16 protein-coding genes are annotated in these 15479 nt (G+C 62.9%); 11 read left to right on the top strand and 5 right to left on the bottom strand.

Going from position 1 to position 15479, the window contains the following annotated elements; all coding sequences use genetic code 11:
• Positions 1 to 23: 23 nt before the first annotated feature.
• Positions 24 to 722 carry a corrinoid protein gene (locus M2281_RS16185; protein ID WP_280822201.1) on the top strand — a complete coding sequence of 233 codons (699 nt, stop codon included), beginning with the start codon at positions 24 to 26 and terminating at the stop codon, positions 720 to 722.
• 83 nt (positions 723 to 805) lie between these two features.
• On the opposite strand, the gene M2281_RS16180 is transcribed toward M2281_RS16185, so the two are convergent.
• The gene (locus tag M2281_RS16180; protein ID WP_280822200.1) at positions 806 to 946 is read right to left on the bottom strand and encodes an EncA/B family entericidin; all 141 of its coding nucleotides are present in this window, start codon (positions 944 to 946) and stop codon (positions 806 to 808) included.
• An 88-nt stretch (positions 947 to 1034) separates the two neighbouring features.
• On the opposite strand from M2281_RS16180, the gene M2281_RS16175 reads away from it, so the two are divergent.
• The 7 genes from M2281_RS16175 to M2281_RS16145 all read left to right on the top strand — a co-directional run bounded on the left by M2281_RS16175 (position 1035) and on the right by M2281_RS16145 (position 8374).
• Positions 1035 to 1670: a DUF1638 domain-containing protein gene (locus M2281_RS16175; RefSeq protein WP_280822199.1), complete on the top strand. Its 636-nt coding sequence runs from the start codon at positions 1035 to 1037 to the stop codon at positions 1668 to 1670.
• 217 nt (positions 1671 to 1887) lie between these two features.
• Complete coding sequence (locus M2281_RS16170) at positions 1888 to 2190, top strand: virulence factor (RefSeq protein WP_280822198.1); 303 nt, start codon at positions 1888 to 1890, stop codon at positions 2188 to 2190.
• Positions 2183 to 2767, top strand: coding sequence for a methylenetetrahydrofolate reductase C-terminal domain-containing protein (locus M2281_RS16165; RefSeq protein ID WP_280822197.1), 585 nt, complete (start codon positions 2183 to 2185; stop codon positions 2765 to 2767). The genes M2281_RS16170 and M2281_RS16165 overlap by 8 nt, the downstream gene beginning before the upstream one ends.
• On the top strand, positions 2764 to 3873 hold the full coding sequence (locus M2281_RS16160) for a methylenetetrahydrofolate reductase (RefSeq protein ID WP_280822196.1): 1110 nt from the start codon (positions 2764 to 2766) through the stop codon (positions 3871 to 3873). The genes M2281_RS16165 and M2281_RS16160 overlap by 4 nt, the downstream gene beginning before the upstream one ends.
• A gap of 74 nt (positions 3874 to 3947) precedes the next feature.
• Positions 3948 to 4919 (top strand): methyltetrahydrofolate cobalamin methyltransferase, encoded by a 972-nt coding sequence (locus M2281_RS16155; RefSeq protein WP_280822195.1) that lies wholly within the window; start codon positions 3948 to 3950, stop codon positions 4917 to 4919.
• A gap of 283 nt (positions 4920 to 5202) precedes the next feature.
• Positions 5203 to 7272: an ASKHA domain-containing protein gene (locus M2281_RS16150; protein ID WP_280822194.1), complete on the top strand. Its 2070-nt coding sequence runs from the start codon at positions 5203 to 5205 to the stop codon at positions 7270 to 7272.
• A 214-nt stretch (positions 7273 to 7486) separates the two neighbouring features.
• The gene (locus M2281_RS16145; RefSeq protein ID WP_280822193.1) at positions 7487 to 8374 is read left to right on the top strand and encodes an alpha/beta hydrolase; all 888 of its coding nucleotides are present in this window, start codon (positions 7487 to 7489) and stop codon (positions 8372 to 8374) included.
• A gap of 10 nt (positions 8375 to 8384) precedes the next feature.
• Here M2281_RS16145 and M2281_RS16140 read toward each other — a convergent pair whose 3' ends face one another.
• Complete coding sequence (locus M2281_RS16140) at positions 8385 to 9287, bottom strand: LysR substrate-binding domain-containing protein (RefSeq protein ID WP_280822192.1); 903 nt, start codon at positions 9285 to 9287, stop codon at positions 8385 to 8387.
• 173 nt (positions 9288 to 9460) lie between these two features.
• Here M2281_RS16140 and M2281_RS16135 point away from each other — a divergent pair, with 173 nt between their 5' ends.
• The 3 genes from M2281_RS16135 (at position 9461) to M2281_RS16125 (ending at position 11379) form a co-directional block, all read left to right on the top strand.
• Positions 9461 to 9622, top strand: a complete 162-nt coding sequence (locus M2281_RS16135) for a hypothetical protein (protein WP_280822191.1) — start codon at positions 9461 to 9463, stop codon at positions 9620 to 9622.
• A gap of 349 nt (positions 9623 to 9971) precedes the next feature.
• Entirely contained in the window at positions 9972 to 10115 is a 144-nt protein-coding gene (locus M2281_RS16130) for a hypothetical protein (protein ID WP_280822190.1), read from the top strand.
• A gap of 325 nt (positions 10116 to 10440) precedes the next feature.
• Positions 10441 to 11379, top strand: a complete 939-nt coding sequence (locus M2281_RS16125; RefSeq protein ID WP_425537746.1) for a GlxA family transcriptional regulator — start codon at positions 10441 to 10443, stop codon at positions 11377 to 11379.
• A 66-nt stretch (positions 11380 to 11445) separates the two neighbouring features.
• Here the strand turns inward: M2281_RS16125 and M2281_RS16120 are convergent, their stop codons facing one another.
• The 3 genes from M2281_RS16120 to M2281_RS16110 all read right to left on the bottom strand — a co-directional run bounded on the left by M2281_RS16120 (position 11446) and on the right by M2281_RS16110 (position 15470).
• Entirely contained in the window at positions 11446 to 12345 is a 900-nt protein-coding gene (locus M2281_RS16120) for a DUF1194 domain-containing protein (protein ID WP_280822188.1), read from the bottom strand.
• An 85-nt stretch (positions 12346 to 12430) separates the two neighbouring features.
• Positions 12431 to 14992 carry a GcvT family protein gene (locus tag M2281_RS16115; protein ID WP_280822187.1) on the bottom strand — a complete coding sequence of 854 codons (2562 nt, stop codon included), beginning with the start codon at positions 14990 to 14992 and terminating at the stop codon, positions 12431 to 12433.
• A 214-nt stretch (positions 14993 to 15206) separates the two neighbouring features.
• Entirely contained in the window at positions 15207 to 15470 is a 264-nt protein-coding gene (locus M2281_RS16110; RefSeq protein WP_280822186.1) for a hypothetical protein, read from the bottom strand.
• Positions 15471 to 15479: the final 9 nt, after the last annotated feature.

The raw sequence follows: 15479 nt of genomic DNA, 5'->3' as shown, positions 1-15479 counted from the left end.
GCGGCCACGAGGAGCCGATTAAAATGTCCGACGACGAGATCATCCTGTCCGAGCTTTCCGACGAAGAACTCGTGCAGCAGATGCACGATGACCTTTACGATGGCCTCAAGGAGGAAATCGAGGAAGGCACCAACATCCTGCTCGAGCGCGGCTGGGTCCCCTATGCGGTTCTGACCGAAGCGCTGGTCGAAGGCATGCGCATCGTCGGCGAAGATTTCCGCGACGGCATCCTGTTCGTGCCGGAAGTGCTGCTGTCGGCCAACGCCATGAAGGCCGGCATGTCCATCCTGCGCCCGCTTCTGGCCGCTACCGGCGCGCCGAAGCAGGGCAAGCTGGTCATCGGCACCGTCAAGGGCGACATCCACGACATCGGCAAGAACCTTGTCGGCATGATGATGGAAGGTGCGGGCTTCGACGTCGTCGACCTCGGCATCAACAATCCGGTCGAGAACTATCTTGCCGCGATCGAAGAGCACCAGCCGGACATCATCGGCATGTCCGCGCTTCTGACCACGACCATGCCCTACATGAAGGTCGTTATCGACACGATGAAGGAAAAGGGCATCCGCGACGACTATGTCGTGCTGGTCGGCGGCGCGCCGCTCAACGAGGAATTCGGCAAGGCCGTTGGCGCCGACGCCTACTGCCGCGACGCGGCAGTGGCGGTCGAAACCGCCAAGGACTTCATGAAGCGCCGGCACAACGTGCGCGCCTCGGCGTAAAGCAACAAAAAAGGCCGCGCTCTGCGCGGCCTTGTTCTTTCCGGCAACAAAGCCGGATAGGGCCCCCGCCCCCTTACCCGTCCCTAATTCGTAACCGCCTGCTCCACGGCCCTGGCGGTCGACTTGACGTCTTTGCCGACACCGCGGATCGTATTGGCACAGGCCGAGATCGACAGTGCGCAGACCAGGATGGCGGCAAGCGACGCGAAGCGCGAAAGTTTCATGGACGGTATCTCCCTCTTAGCTGCAAATCGCCCGGGCCTCTATTAGATAAACGGGATATACGTGCAAGGGCGAAAGGCACACAGTTTCATGGAAACCGCACCGAATACGACCCCAGGCAAACCCGACAGGCTTTTGGTCATCGGCTGTGGCATGATTGCACGCGAGGTTCTGGCGGTGAAGGAACAGCTGGGGCTCGACCATCTCGACCTGACCTGCCTGCCGGCCGAATTTCACTACTATCCCGACCGGATCCCGCCCGCGCTGGACAAGGCGATCCTCAAGGCCAAGGCCGAAGGCTACGACCGGATCTTTGTCGGCTATGCCGATTGCGGCACCGGCGGCATGCTCGACAGCGTGTGCGAAAAGCATGGCGTGGAGCGCATGGCCGGCCCGCACTGCTTTGCCTTCTACCAGGGAATGCAGGCCTTCGAGGCGATCGCCGACGGCGACATGCTCTCCTTCTACATGACCGACTTTCTGTGCCGGCAGTTCGAGGCCTTCTTCATCAAGCCGCTCGGGCTCGACAGGCATCCGGAACTGATCCGCGACTATTTCGGCCACTACCAAAAGGTCGTCTATCTGGCCCAGACCGACGATCCCGAACTCGACAAGGTGGCAGAGGATGCCGCAAAGCTGCTGGGGCTTGCCTATGAGCGACGCTTCACCGGCTATGGCGACCTCAACGCTTCGCTGGCCAAGGCAGCTTCGAGCAAGGCCGACTGACATCCAGATAACGATACCATCCGCCGCTCTGAGTCAACCTCGGGAGCAGCATCAGGCGCGGTGTTTGCGAGCGGTTTTTGCTTTGGCCTGAAACCTCCATCTCCGTTCCTGTTTGCGACATTGCCTTACGTCGCTTTTGAAGGCGCGCGCGTCGCCCCATAACAAGCGGGGTGACAATGGTTGCGGCAATGCTCGGTCAATTGGGAGTGAGATTGAAATGGCCGATCTGATCATCGTTTACTGGCGCGACATTCCTGCCCAGGTCATCGTCAAGAAGGGCCGGCAGAACGCCAAGCGCGAACTGCCGCTGCGCTTCACCGAGGCGATCGACATGTGCGCCATGCGCACGGGCGCCGGCGACACCGACGCCTATCTGGCCGAATGGCGCAAGGCCGACCCCGTGCCGGTGAGCGATGACCTCGAAGCCGAGGCTGACAAGGCCGCGGCCGCGCTCGACAGCGAATTCACCCGCGAGCGGCTGGTCGCTCTTGTCAAAGCGGGCGGAAAAGAAAATGTCTGAGACAAAACCGATCGTCACCCAGGCTACCCTGGTCAAACAGGCTGCGCCAAAGAGCGACTACAAGCCGGCCGACGTGTCGCCACAGCGACGCGTGCAGCGCAAATATACGGTTCGCCTCTGGTCGATCCGCCATTCGCGCATGCTCGAATGGTTTTACGCCCGCTTTGCCGACGCCTTCCTGATGCTGCATCCCCTGTGGAAGGGCATCGGCTATTCCCGCGTCGAGGCGCCGGTGAAATTCGTCGAGAAGCAGGTGAAGGGTTTTATGTTCGACTGCCGCATGTGCGGCCAGTGCGTGCTCTCCTCCACCGGCATGTCCTGCCCGATGAACTGCCCCAAGCAGTTGCGCAACGGCCCCTGCGGCGGCGTGCGCGCCAACGGCAATTGCGAGGTCGAGCCCGATATGCCCTGCGTCTGGGTCAAGGCCTGGGAAGGCTCGCGCAACATGGCCAAGGGCGATGCCATCCTCAACGTCCAGAAGCCGGTCGACCAGTCGCTGCGCGAAACCTCGGCCTGGCTGCGCGTGACCGCGCAGGCCGCCGCCGCGCGCGAGGCCGCCAACAAGGAACCTGCATGAACATGGCCACGCCGCGTCCTCCCCATCCCGACGAAAACCCCGCGGGTATCGACCTGCCGCTGGACCCGCAGCCCGGCCACTCCTCGCGCGGACGCCTCGAGCGCGTGCTGCGGCGCGGCGAGTTTGCCGTCACCACCGAGCTGAACCCGCCCGACAGCGCCAATCCGCAGGACGTCTACGAGCGCGCCGCGATCTTTGACGGCTGGGTCGACGGCATCAATGCGGTCGACGCCTCGGGAGCCAACTGCCACATGTCCTCGGTCGGCATCTGCGCGCTGCTGACGCGCATGGGCTATGCGCCGATCATGCAGATCGCCTGCCGCGACAAGAACCGCATCGCCATCCAGGGCGACGTGCTGGGCGCGGCCGCCATGGGCGTGGCCAACATCCTCTGCCTCACCGGCGACGGCGTGCAGGCTGGCGACCAGCCCGGCGCGAAGCCGGTGTTCGACCTCGACTCCATGTCGCTGCTCGAAACCGTCCGCATCATGCGCGACAACGGAAAGTTCCTGTCCGGCCGCAAGCTGACCACGCCGCCGCAGGTCTTCCTCGGTGCGGCCGTGAACCCATTTGCGCCGCCCTACGACTTCCGCCCGATCCATCTCGGCAAGAAGATCGCCGCCGGCGCGCAGTTCGTGCAGACGCAGTACTGCTTCGACGTGCCGATGTTCCGCAACTTCATGGAACGGGCCCGCGACCTCGGCTTCACCGAAAAAGTCTTCATCCTGTGCGGCGTCGGCCCGCTCGCCTCGGCAAAGACGGCCAAGTGGATCCGCTCCAACGTGCCGGGCGTCCACATTCCGGACGCGATCATCAAGCGGCTGGAAGGCGCGCAGGACCAGAAGAAGGAAGGCAAGCAGATCTGCATCGACATCATCAACGAGGTGAAGGAGATCGCAGGCGTCTCCGGCATCCACGTGATGGCCTATCGCCAGGAAGAATACGTCGCCGAGATGGTGCATGAATCGGGCGTGCTCAAGGGCCGCAAGCCCTGGAAGCGCGAGGCCCGGGCCGACGACCAGATCGTCGCCGACCGTCTCGACCACCTCCTGCACGACGAGCCGACGCAGCAACCGGTACAGCTGGTGGAAAAGGCCGCTCACTAAGCGCCCTGCCCGCCGCATTTGAAACAGAACAATCAACGATATAAAGAAATCTTTATATCCAAACGGAGAGCTTCATGACCCGCACCATCGTCGCCTCGGCGACCAAGGAAATCGTTATCGGCTTCGACCAGCCCTTCTGCGTGATCGGCGAGCGCATCAACCCGACCGGCCGCAAGAAGCTCGCCGCCGAGATGGTGGCCGGCAATTTCGAGACGGTGATCAAGGACGCGCTCGAGCAGGCTGCCGCCGGCGCCACGATGCTTGACGTCAATGCCGGTGTCACCGCCGTCGATCCCAACGCAACCGAGCCGGCGCTGCTGGTGCAGACGCTGGAGATCGTGCAGGGCCTGGTCGACCTGCCGCTGTCGATCGACAGCTCGGTGACTGCTGCCATCGAAGCCGCGCTCAAGGTCGCCAAGGGCCGCCCGCTGGTCAACTCCGTGACCGGCGAGGAAGAGAAGCTCGAAGCCATTCTGCCGCTGGTCAAGAAATACAACGTGCCCGTCGTCGCCATCTCCAACGACGAAACCGGCATCTCCATGGACCCCAACGTGCGCTTTGCCGTCGCCAAGAAGATCGTCGAGCGCTGCGCCGACCACGGCATTCCCGCGCATGACGTCGTCGTCGACCCGCTGGTGATGCCGATCGGCGCGCTGGGCGACGCTGGCCGCCAGGTGTTTGCGCTGCTGCGCCGCCTGCGCGAGGAACTGAAGGTCAACACCACTTGCGGCCTCTCGAATATCTCGTTCGGCCTGCCGCACCGCCATGGCATCAATGCTTCCTTCATCCCGATGGTGATCGGCGCCGGCATGACCTCGGCGATCATGAACCCCTGCCGCCCGCAGGAGATGGAAGCGGTTCGCGGCGCCAATGTGCTGAACGGCACCGACGAGCACTGCACGACCTGGATCAAGACCTATAAGGACTACAAGCCGGGTGAGCACGCAGCGCCTGCCCCGGTCGCGGTAACCTCGCCGGCCGACGGCGCCGCCAACAATGGCGGTCGTCGTCGCGGTGGCCGCGAAGCACGCATGGCGCGCGGGTAATTTCGACCGGAGACTGTCGTGTCGCATAACGCCCAGTCAGTTCCGTCCGGCGCATTTGGCCGGACGGCAGGACAACGGCTTCCAGCCGGGGGCGTTGGTGACGGAATTTTCCAGAAGTCCCGCGGAAAGCCTTACATTCTATCGCATAGATCCTGGCCTGCCCTTTGGGCGGGCCTTGACCCGTTTCGCAAGATAATTGCTGCGCTACTGATGACGACGGCCGCCAATGCGGCAACCTGCCGGAACCAGGCAGGAACGAGCGCGGCCGCAAGGAGTGCCTGAGATGAACTCTCCCGCCAACATCACCGATCCGTTGGTCCTGTTCATGCCGTCGGGCAAGCGCGGGCGCTTCCCCGTGGGCACGCCGGTGCTCGATGCCGCACGCCAACTCGGCGTCTATGTCGAAAGCGTGTGCGGCGGGCGCGCCACCTGCGGCCGCTGCCAGATCGAGGTGCAGGAAGGCAATTTTGCCAAGCACAAGATCGTCTCGTCCAACGACCACATCTCGGCCAAGGGGCCTAAGGAAGAGCGCTATGAGCGCGTCCGCGGCCTGCCAGAAGGCCGCCGCCTCTCCTGCTCGGCGCAGATCCTGGGTGATCTCGTCGTAGACGTACCGCAGGACACCGTCATCAATGCGCAGGTGGTTCGCAAGGCTGCCGTCGACCGCCATATCGAGCGCAACCCGGCGATCCAGCTTTGCTATGTCGAAGTCGAACAGCCCGACATGCACAAGCCGCTGGGCGACCTCGACCGCCTCAAGGCTGTTCTGGAAAAGGACTGGGGCTGGAAGGACCTGCTGATCGTCCCGCACCTGATCCCCGAAGTTCAGGGCATTTTGCGCAAGGGCAATTGGGGCGTCACCGCCGCCATCCACCGCGACATGGATTCGTCGCGGCCCTTCATCATCGGCCTGTGGCCCGACCTGAAGAACGAGGCCTACGGCATCGCCTGCGACATCGGCTCGACCACGATTGCCATGCATCTGGTGTCGCTGCTGTCGGGCCGCATCGTCGCCTCCTCGGGCACGTCCAACCCGCAGATCCGCTTCGGCGAGGATCTGATGAGCCGCGTGTCCTACGTGATGATGAATCCGGACGGTCGCGAGGCCATGACCAAGGCCGTCCGCGAAGCCGTCAATACGCTGATCGGCAAGGTCTGCGAGGAAGGCGGTGTCGACCGCCACGACATCCTCGACATGGTGTTCGTCGCCAACCCGATCATGCACCATCTGTTCCTCGGCATCGACCCGACCGAGCTCGGACAGGCGCCGTTCGCGCTCGCAGTTTCGGGCGCGCTGCAGTACTGGGCGCATGAGATCGACATCGACGTCAATCGTGGCGGCCGCGTCTATCTGCTGCCCTGCATCGCCGGCCATGTCGGCGCCGACGCTGCCGGCGCGACGCTGTCGGAAGGCCCCTATCGCCAGGACAAGATGATGCTCTTGGTCGATGTCGGCACCAACGCCGAAATCGTGCTTGGCAACAAGGATCGTGTCGTGGCCGCCTCCTCGCCCACCGGCCCGGCCTTCGAGGGCGCGGAAATCTCGTCGGGCCAGCGCGCCGCCCCCGGCGCCATCGAGCGCGTGCGCATCGATCCCGAAACGCTGGAGCCGAAATACCGCGTCATCGGCGTCGACAAATGGTCCGACGAGGAAGGCTTTGAGGAAGACGCGAAGGCCACCGGCGTTACCGGGATCTGCGGCTCGGCCATCATCGAGGTGGTGGCGGAGATGTATCTCTCTGGCGTGATTTCCGAAGATGGCGTGGTCGACGGCTCGCTGGCCGAGCGCTCGCCGCGCATCATCCAGAACGGCCGCACCTTCTCCTATCTGCTGCGCGACGGCGAACCGCGCATCACGGTGACGCAGAACGACGTGCGCGCCATCCAGCTTGCCAAGGCCGCGCTCTATGCGGGCGTCAAGCTGCTGATGGAAAAGCAGGGCGTTGAAACGGTCGACACGATCCGTTTCGCCGGCGCCTTCGGCTCCTTCATCGATCCGAAATACGCCATGGTGCTCGGCCTCATCCCCGACTGCGACCTCGCCGAGGTGAAGGCTGTGGGCAACGCCGCGGGCACCGGCGCTCTGATGGCGCTGCTCAATCGCGACCACCGCCGCGAGATCGAGAAGGAAGTCGGCCGCATCGAGAAGATCGAAACCGCGCTAGAGCCGCATTTCCAGCAGCTGTTCATCGACGCCATGGCGCTGCCCAACAAGGTCGACCCGTTCACGAAACTGGCCGAACAGGTGAAGCTGCCGCCGCGCAAAATGCTTTCGGACGAGGCCGCCGGAGGCGGCGACGGCGCGCCGCGCCGGCGTTCGCGCGAGGAACGCGCGGCAAGACGCCGGGGCTGACGCTGATCTAGCAAATCAGGGCTAGAGCGGCGGTCATCCTGACGGATGCCCTTGCGCCGCTCTATCTCATTGTTTTAGCCGCATTTGTGCGACGCCAAGCGATTCCGCTTGGCTGCAAAATGCTCCAGGTCCCGGCCTTGACGAAGGCCGGGACGCGCACAAATTCAAGGCAGGGAGGCGACGCGAAACAGCCGGAGGTCCGGGAGCTCCTTGCATGTCCAGTCTCCATAGCCGCCTTGTCGCCCTCATCATCAAGCACAGCCGCAAGAGAGCCTTCACCAGTCCGGAGAACCTGAAGCGCTGGATCGCCTCTTCACGGCGCAGCCAGAGCCATGAGCCGCCGCTCAAGCTGGCCCGTCGCCTGACGATCAGGCAGGGAATGGTGCACGGCTTTCCCGTCTATGAGGTGATGCCGCACAGTGCTGGCGCCCGCCGGATCCTTTACCTGCACGGCGGCGCCTTCTGCTTCGAGATCACCAGCTACCATTGGTTTCTGGCAGCCGAGATGGCCGAGCGCCTTGGCATGCGCGTGACCGTGCCGATCTACCCCATTGCGCCCGAACACGACATCCATGCAATGTTCGACATGGTGCTGGACGTCTACCGCGCCATGCTGCGTGAATCGGCGGCCGAAAACATCGTTTTCATGGGTGATTCCGCCGGTGGCAACATGGCGGTGGTGATGACGATGATGGGCGCGCTGGAAGGCATTCCGGCACCGGCCCGGCACGTACTCATCTCACCCGGCCTCGACCTGACGCTTCGCAACGAGGTTGTCAGGCAGATGGCCGCGCAGGACCCATGGCTGGATATTCCCGGCGGGCTGGAAGCTATTCGGCTCTACGCACCCGGGCTCGATCGCGGCGACTGGCGGATCAGCCCGCTCTATGGCGACCTCAGCGTGTTGCCGAAGACGCTGCTTCTGACCGGCACGCGCGACATGCTGACCCCCGACAACATCATTTTTGCGGAAAGGGCCCGCGAGGTCGGTGTCGATGTCGACCTGGTGCTGGAGCCCGACATGTTCCATGTCTGGCCGCTGGTTGACATGCCCGAAGGCCGCCGCGCCCGCGACCGGATCGTGGCTTATCTGCAGGGGTGATGAGCGACCGTCAGATAAACCGACCCGTTTCGCGAAACACGTCGAACGTCGCACGGATATGGTCGGCGACCGACCTCACCGGCGCGTTGGCTTCGGGCGTCACCACCATAGCCAGGCTGTAGACGCCGATGTCGGGCATGCCGTCCTTGGCGCCGAGTTCGATCAGCTCCGGGCCGATGAAGGAGCGCGGCAGCGGCGCCACTGCGAGATCGGCGAGGATCGCCGCTCGCTGGCCCGCCGTATGCGCGCTCATATAGGCGATGCGGTAGTTGCGCCCTTCGCGGGCGAGCGCATCGAGCGCCCCGGCGCGCCAGGCGCAGCCCTCTTCCCACAGCGACACAGGCAAGGGCTCGCGCAGATGCGCGCAGCCACCCTTGGCGCCAGCCCAGACGATGGGCTCGGTCATCAGCGTCTCGGCGCCATCCATGCTGATCTTGTAGGAATTGGTGACGAGCGTGATGTCGAGTGTGCGGTCGTCCATGCGTCGCCAGAGGTTCTTGCTCTGGTCGATTGTGACGTCGACGGCGATCGACGGATGCGACTGCGCAAAGCGCTTCAGCACATACGGCAGGATGCGCTCGCCATAATCGTCCGGCGAGCCGAGCCGCACCACGCCCGTGATGTCTGGCACGATGAATTTCGACACCGCCTCGCGGTTGATGGCCAGCATGCGGCGGGCATAGCCCAGCAGCATCTCGCCATCGGTGGTCAGCGTCACCGACCGCGCATCGCGCGAGAACACGGTGCGGCCGAGCACGTCCTCCAGCTTCTTGATCTGCATCGACACTGCCGATGGCGTGCGGAACACCGCATTCGCGGCCGTGGTGAAACTGCCCGTTTCGGCGATGGCAACGAAAGTGCGCAGCACATCGAGATCAAGCACCGGCAAGGGATGATTGAGGGGGGCCGACATGGCTACAGCCTTTCAATTTTTCTGATCTGAGAAATCAGTTCATTTCGATTGATTGAACATGAGAACAGGCAGATAGTCAACATCGTCAAGAGAAAGTGACGGAGAACTACTGACACCGGCAGACCGATGCCGGAACGAGGGGGTTTTTCCGCTACAACCGAAAGGAGAACACCATGTTTATCCTTGAGAGGATCGGCCGCATGGCCGCTCAGTATTCCAGGGCCCGCACCCGTTACCTGACCGAGCGCTCGGTGCGCGCACTGCCCGTCGAGATCCAGAAGGATATCGGCTGGCCTGCCGTTCAGGACTTCCGCCCACAGGCGGAGAACAAGTAAAAATGCACTCCCAAGACCATCTCCGCCGGACTTCTGCCCAGTTGTCCGGCGGACTTTTTCTTCGGATTGCGGTCCGCCCCAAGTAAAGCAGTCCAGCCATGCGTCGCGCGCAGGACACATATGAGCCAGGCACATGGCAGGCGAATTAGAGGGCAAGGCATTGAAATAAAACGGATTTATTCCGATTTGGTCGTAAATGCGTTGTTGACCATGTCGCATTCCAATCCAAGTACTTCGCTTTCCCCGCTTAACTTACGCCACAAAGCATCTATACCAACGCAATCTAACGAGTTGCCCCGACCCATCAAGCGAAGGCACCCCGTGTAACCCGACTGCATGGAGATGTGTCATGAAGTTCTTTTCCCGGTTTTTCGAAGGCAGACGCCGCGAGATCAACCTGACGACCGCACTTGAGCGCCAGCGCCTGAACAAGACGATGCCCGGCCAGGCCGGTGCGATCGCCGGTGCCCGCCTCGGCTTCCTCGTCCGCTAAACACTGCAGATTGCATCCTGCCCGATCTCATTCGGGCTGAACGTTGAGACCGCGTAAGCCCAACCGGGCCGCGCGGTTTTTCGTTGCGCAGTCCATCGTTCTTGCAAGCGGCACAGACAGGCGCGCTACCGCCTTCGCGGCATGTCGCAGATTTAGCTTTTGGCCATCATTCCACCCCATTGACAGGAAAAGTTTTTCCTGATGACGCTTTTCTGATCGCGACATGGTTGTTCGCGTTATTTTGGGTTTGCGTGAGGCCTCATTGAACGTCGTAAAACATCCGATCAAAAGATCGATTGTCTTCTTCCTGGTACCCGATTTCACCATGGTCGCCTTCGCGACGGCGCTCGATCCGTTGCGCATCGCTAATCGCATGCTCGGCTATGAGGCCTATCGCTGGCGGCTGGCGAGCTTCGACGGCAAGCCGGTAAAAGCCTCCAATGGCGTGGAATGTGCAGTCAACACCTCGCTCGAGGATGAGCGCAAGAAGATGGCCGGGCCCGACCGTCCCTCGATGGCTGTGGTGTGCACCGGCATGAATGTCGAAAAGTACCAGAACAAGTCGGTCTTCGCCTGGCTGCGCGAGGAATATAATCGCGGCGTGGCCATCGGCGGCCTGTGCACCGGCGCCTATGTGCTGGCCTCCGCCGGCCTGCTGTCCAACAAGCGCTGCGCCATCCATTGGGAAAACCTGCCCGGCTTCCAGGAAGCCTTCCCCAAGGCCAATGTGTTTGCCGACCTCTTCGAAGTCGACCAGAACATCTACACCTGCGCCGGCGGCACCGCCGCGCTCGACATGATGCTGAAGCTGATCGGCGAGGATTTCGACGACAATCTCGTCAACCGCATCTGCGAGCAGGTGCTGACCGACCGCGTGCGCAGCCCCACCGACCGCCAGCGCCTGCCGCTTCGCGCGCGCCTGGGCGTGCAGAATTCGAAGGTGCTGACCATCATCGAGCTGATGGAGGCGAACCTTTCCGAGCCGCTGTCACTGATCGAGATCGCCGACCATGTCGGTCTGTCGCGCCGCCAGATCGAGCGCCTGTTCCGCACCGAGATGGGCCGCTCGCCAGCGCGCTACTATCTCGAAATCCGGCTCGACCGCGCCCGGCACTTGCTGATCCAGTCGTCCATGCCGGTGGTGGAAGTGGCGGTGGCCTGCGGCTTCGTCTCGGCCTCGCATTTCTCGAAATGCTATCGCGAGCTCTATGCCCGCTCGCCGCAACAAGAACGCGTCGACCGCAAACAGTTGATCGCCGCCTGATCGGACAGATCTCGCCGCATCTTTGTCGCCTCGGCATATCGGCCGAGGCAGCATGCCTTTGGAGCCTTAGTGGGGTCCCCACACCCAGGGGTTCCAGACGTTCAAGTGGTCCCAGGGTTTCCAGGGCCGTTCGAGCCAGAGCCTTTCGCCGATCAGGCAGTCAAAAGGCGCCCGGACCGCGCCCGCGGCGGGCACCACCGGCAGCCCGTTGCTACCCGCTTCCGTGCGCCACACTCCAGACGTCCGCTCGGTTAGTTCGAGTACGAGCTTGCGCTGCAGAACCGTGGGAAACTGCGACCAGGAATTGACCGGCATCATGAAGGATCCCGTCCCGCCGATGACGCAGCGGGCGTAGTACTGGTCGAGATCCGCCATCTCGTAGCGGTGATTGACCGGGCGGCCGGGGCGAATCATCATCGGTAGGCCATTGATGACGATGCCTCGGCGCACTGCCGCATCACGCGCATGGTTCACGGGGCCGCCGTGATCGTTGGGCCCATCGCCGGAAATGTCGATGATCTTCCTCGACGAACGATAGGGGCTCTTGCGGAACAGGCCGGAGGCGAATTCCAGCGCGCCGGAGATCGACGTTTGCCCCCCACCCGCAGGCGGGATAGCCGCTAGTTGGCTGGCAAATAATTCGGCATCGGCGCGCGTGGAGACCACCATCCAGGGCACGACGATACGCTGCAGCGTCGCACCCGACCACTCGAAATAGGTGACCGCAATCCTGTGATGTTTGCCGGCTGCTATCGCCTCGATGACGCGATCCCCGGTAAACGCCGCAGCGTAGCCCAGCCGCTGTTTCTGGAGTTCGGCCGGAGACATCGAAAGCGACACGTCGACCGCCAGCACAAGCTGGGCATCGACCGCTTCGGCGGCATGACTTTGAGAGACAAAGAAGAAGCTCAGCGCCGTCGCAACGACGCCTGAAAGGACATGCCTGAAACGTGCGAGTCGAGACATGAATGAAGGCTAGCCAAGCCATCGGCAAAAAGAAAGGCCCGGAAAATCCGGGCCTTTACTTTGAAACATTGCATGAAGACGGCGATCAGCTGCGCGGCTTCAGGTTCTCCGGGTCGTAGAGCGGCTTGTAGCCGACGCCCACGACCTCTGCCGGGAAGGTCTCGGTGAAATATTCGACGTTCAGCTTGCGGCCCTCCTGGGCATAGGCCCAGGGGAGATAGGCGAGCGCGATGTTCTTGCCGATGGTCGGACCGAAGGCGACGGACGTCGTGTATGAGCGACGGCCGAGTTCGTCCACCAGCACCTCGCCGGTCTCGGGATCGACGACGGGCATGGAGCCCACCGGATAGCGGGCGACACCCTTGGCGTCGGTGGTGTCGGTCAGGACGAGCGTGCAGAGCATTGCCGGCTGATGGGCGCGCGCCTTGTACTCCAGATGCTTTGCCTTGCCGCGGAAATCCGCTTCCTTGACCTTCGGGCGGGCAAGGTCGGCTTCGATCAGGTTGTACTGCGTCAGCAGGTCGGCGTTCTGCAGACGCAGGCTCTTTTCCATGCGGCGCGAATTGGCGTAGGTCTCGACGCCAAAGGCCATGACGCCGGTGGAGCGCAGCGCGTCCCAGACGGCCAGGCCGTCTTCATAGCGCATGTGCAGTTCCCAGCCCTGCTCGCCGACATAGGAGATGCGGAAGGCGGTGACCGTCTTGCCAGCGATCTCGATCGGCTTGATCGCGGCGAAGGGGAAGTTTTCCGGATCGAGCCCTGCCGGGTCGGCAACGACTTTCTTGAGCGTCTCGCGTGCGTTCGGGCCCCAGATGCCGACAGTGATGAACTTCTCCGAAACGTCGGTGATGGTGACGTCGAGGCCGCGGTCCTCGGCAACACGCTTCATGTAGTGGAAGTCACGCGGGCCCGCGTCGGCGCCGTTCACGAGGCGGCAGCGGTCGGCCATGCGGAAGACCGTGAAGTCGGCGCGCACCATGCCCTCGTCGTCAAGGAAGTGGGTGTAGATGCCCTTGCCGATATTGCCGTCACCGCCGACCTTGGCCGCGCAAAGCCACTCGAGCAACTCGACATGGTCCGGCCCTTCGATATCGACCATGTGGAAGTGCGAGAGATTGACGATGCCGCAATCCTCGCTCATGGCGAGATGCTCGGCATTGGAAACCCGCCAGAAGTGGCGGTTGTCCCACTCGTTCTGGCGCACCGGCACCCGGTCGCCGTATTTTTCGAGCAGATGCTCGTTGGCGGCATAGCCGTGAGCGCGCTCCCAGCCGCCCAGTTCCATGAAGTAGCCGCCAAGCTCTACCTCGCGCTCATAGAAGGGCGAGCGCTTGACGTTGCGGCCGGTCGCGTAAGGCTCACGCGAATGCACGGCCGGATAGTAGATCTTCTGCGCGGCTTCGCGCGTGCGGCCCTCGATGAAGTCTTCCTTCAGCTGGTGCGGATAGAAGCGCGCATAGTCGATGCTGTTGTGATCGATTTCGGTGCGGCCGTCGGTCATCCAGTCGGCGATCAGCTTGCCATATCCCGGGCCATCCTTGACCCAGATGCCGACACAGTACCACAGGCCCCTCACCTTCTGGCTCTCGCCGCAGGAAGCGCCGCCTCCGGCCGAGACCTGCAGCAGGCCATTGAAGGAATGGCTTTCGTTGTAGCCGAGTTCGCCCAGGATCGGCGTCAGCTCGATCGCGCGCTCCAGCGGCTCGATGATCTGCTCCATGTCGAGATCGCGCTGCGAGGGCGACAGACGGGCCTGATCCTTCTCGAGCAGCTCGCGAGGATGGCAGAGGCGCGGATTGTCGGTCTCGTAGTAGCCCCACTCGATCTGGCCGCCTTCAGTGGTCTTCGGGTCGCCGGTGTCGCGCATATAGGCCGAGTTGCCCTGGTCGCGCAGCAGCGGGAAGCCGATTTCCTTGCCGGTGCCTTCGAACTCATTGTACGGGCCAAAGAAGGTCAGCGGGTGATCGACCGGCATCACGGGCAGGTCCTCGCCGACCATTTCGGCGATCAGACGGCCCCACAGGCCGGTGCAGACGACGACATGATCAGCCATGATCGTGCCGCGATGGGTGACGACACCCTTGATGCGGCCGTTTTCGACGATCAGGGACTGGGCGGGCGTATTGGCGAAGGCCTGAAGCTTGCCGGACTTCTCGGCGGCATCGACCAGCTTGCCGGCGACCGTCTGCGAGCGCGGAATGACAAGGCCGGCGTCGGGGTCGAACATGCCGCCCATGACCTTGTCCTGCTCGATCAGCGGGAACTTTTCCTTGATCTCCTCGGGCGTGACGAGGTGAGCGCGCGTGCCGAAGGCCCTGCCGGACGAGACTTTGCGCTTGATCTCCTCCATCCAGGTGTCGTGGCCGGTACGGGCCACTTCGAGCCCGCCGATGCGGGCGTAGTGGCCCATCTTCTCGTAGAAATCGATGGAGTAGAGCGACGTCCAGCACGACAGGAAGTCATGGCTGGTCATGTAGCAGAAGTCGGAGGCATGCGCCGTCGAGCCGATATCGGTCGGGATGCCGGACTTGTCGATGCCAACGATGTCGTCCCAGCCGCGCTCGACCAGGTGGTGCGCGACGGACGCGCCGACAATGCCGCCCAGACCGATGATGACGACCTTCGCTTTTTCCGGAAACCCTGCCATTGACCGCGACTCCAAAGTGGTACTGCGGGCGGACTATAGGGCTATGCGGCCACCAGATTGCAGCCTGTTTGCGACATTCCAAAAAAGCCGAGCGACCAGCCACAAGAACGCTCGCCGGAAATCGGTCCCGGTCCCTACCGAAAGCGTGGTTTCCACCGGAAACGCAAAAGGCCGGACAATTTGCCCGGCCCCAAAACAGTCTCTGGTTTTTCGGTTACCTGAAGCGGGCAGCGCCGCCCGAAATCTCTATGGCTTCGTTGCCGGTCAGCGCTTCGCGGTCGCCATTGGGCAGGGTGACAAAACAGCCGCTCGAGCAGAATTCGATCGTCTCGCCTGGGCCGATCGCCAGCTCCGACTTGCTGCCGCCTTCGGTCACGATCAACGTGCGGGGCTGCGCATCCTTGTTGACGGCACTCGCTGCAAAGGCCCCTCCGGCTGCGCCGAGACAAGCGATGGAGGCCAGAATGAGTGTCTTCATTGCAATCCC

Origin of the sequence: Pseudaminobacter soli (ex Li et al. 2025) (genome assembly GCF_029892515.1) — a bacterium.
In the GTDB taxonomy this organism is placed as follows: Bacteria; Pseudomonadota; Alphaproteobacteria; order Rhizobiales; family Rhizobiaceae; genus Pseudaminobacter; species Pseudaminobacter soli_A.
The sequence above is the reverse complement of the archived record's forward strand: the minus strand, read 5'-3'. Positions and strand labels throughout refer to the sequence as shown.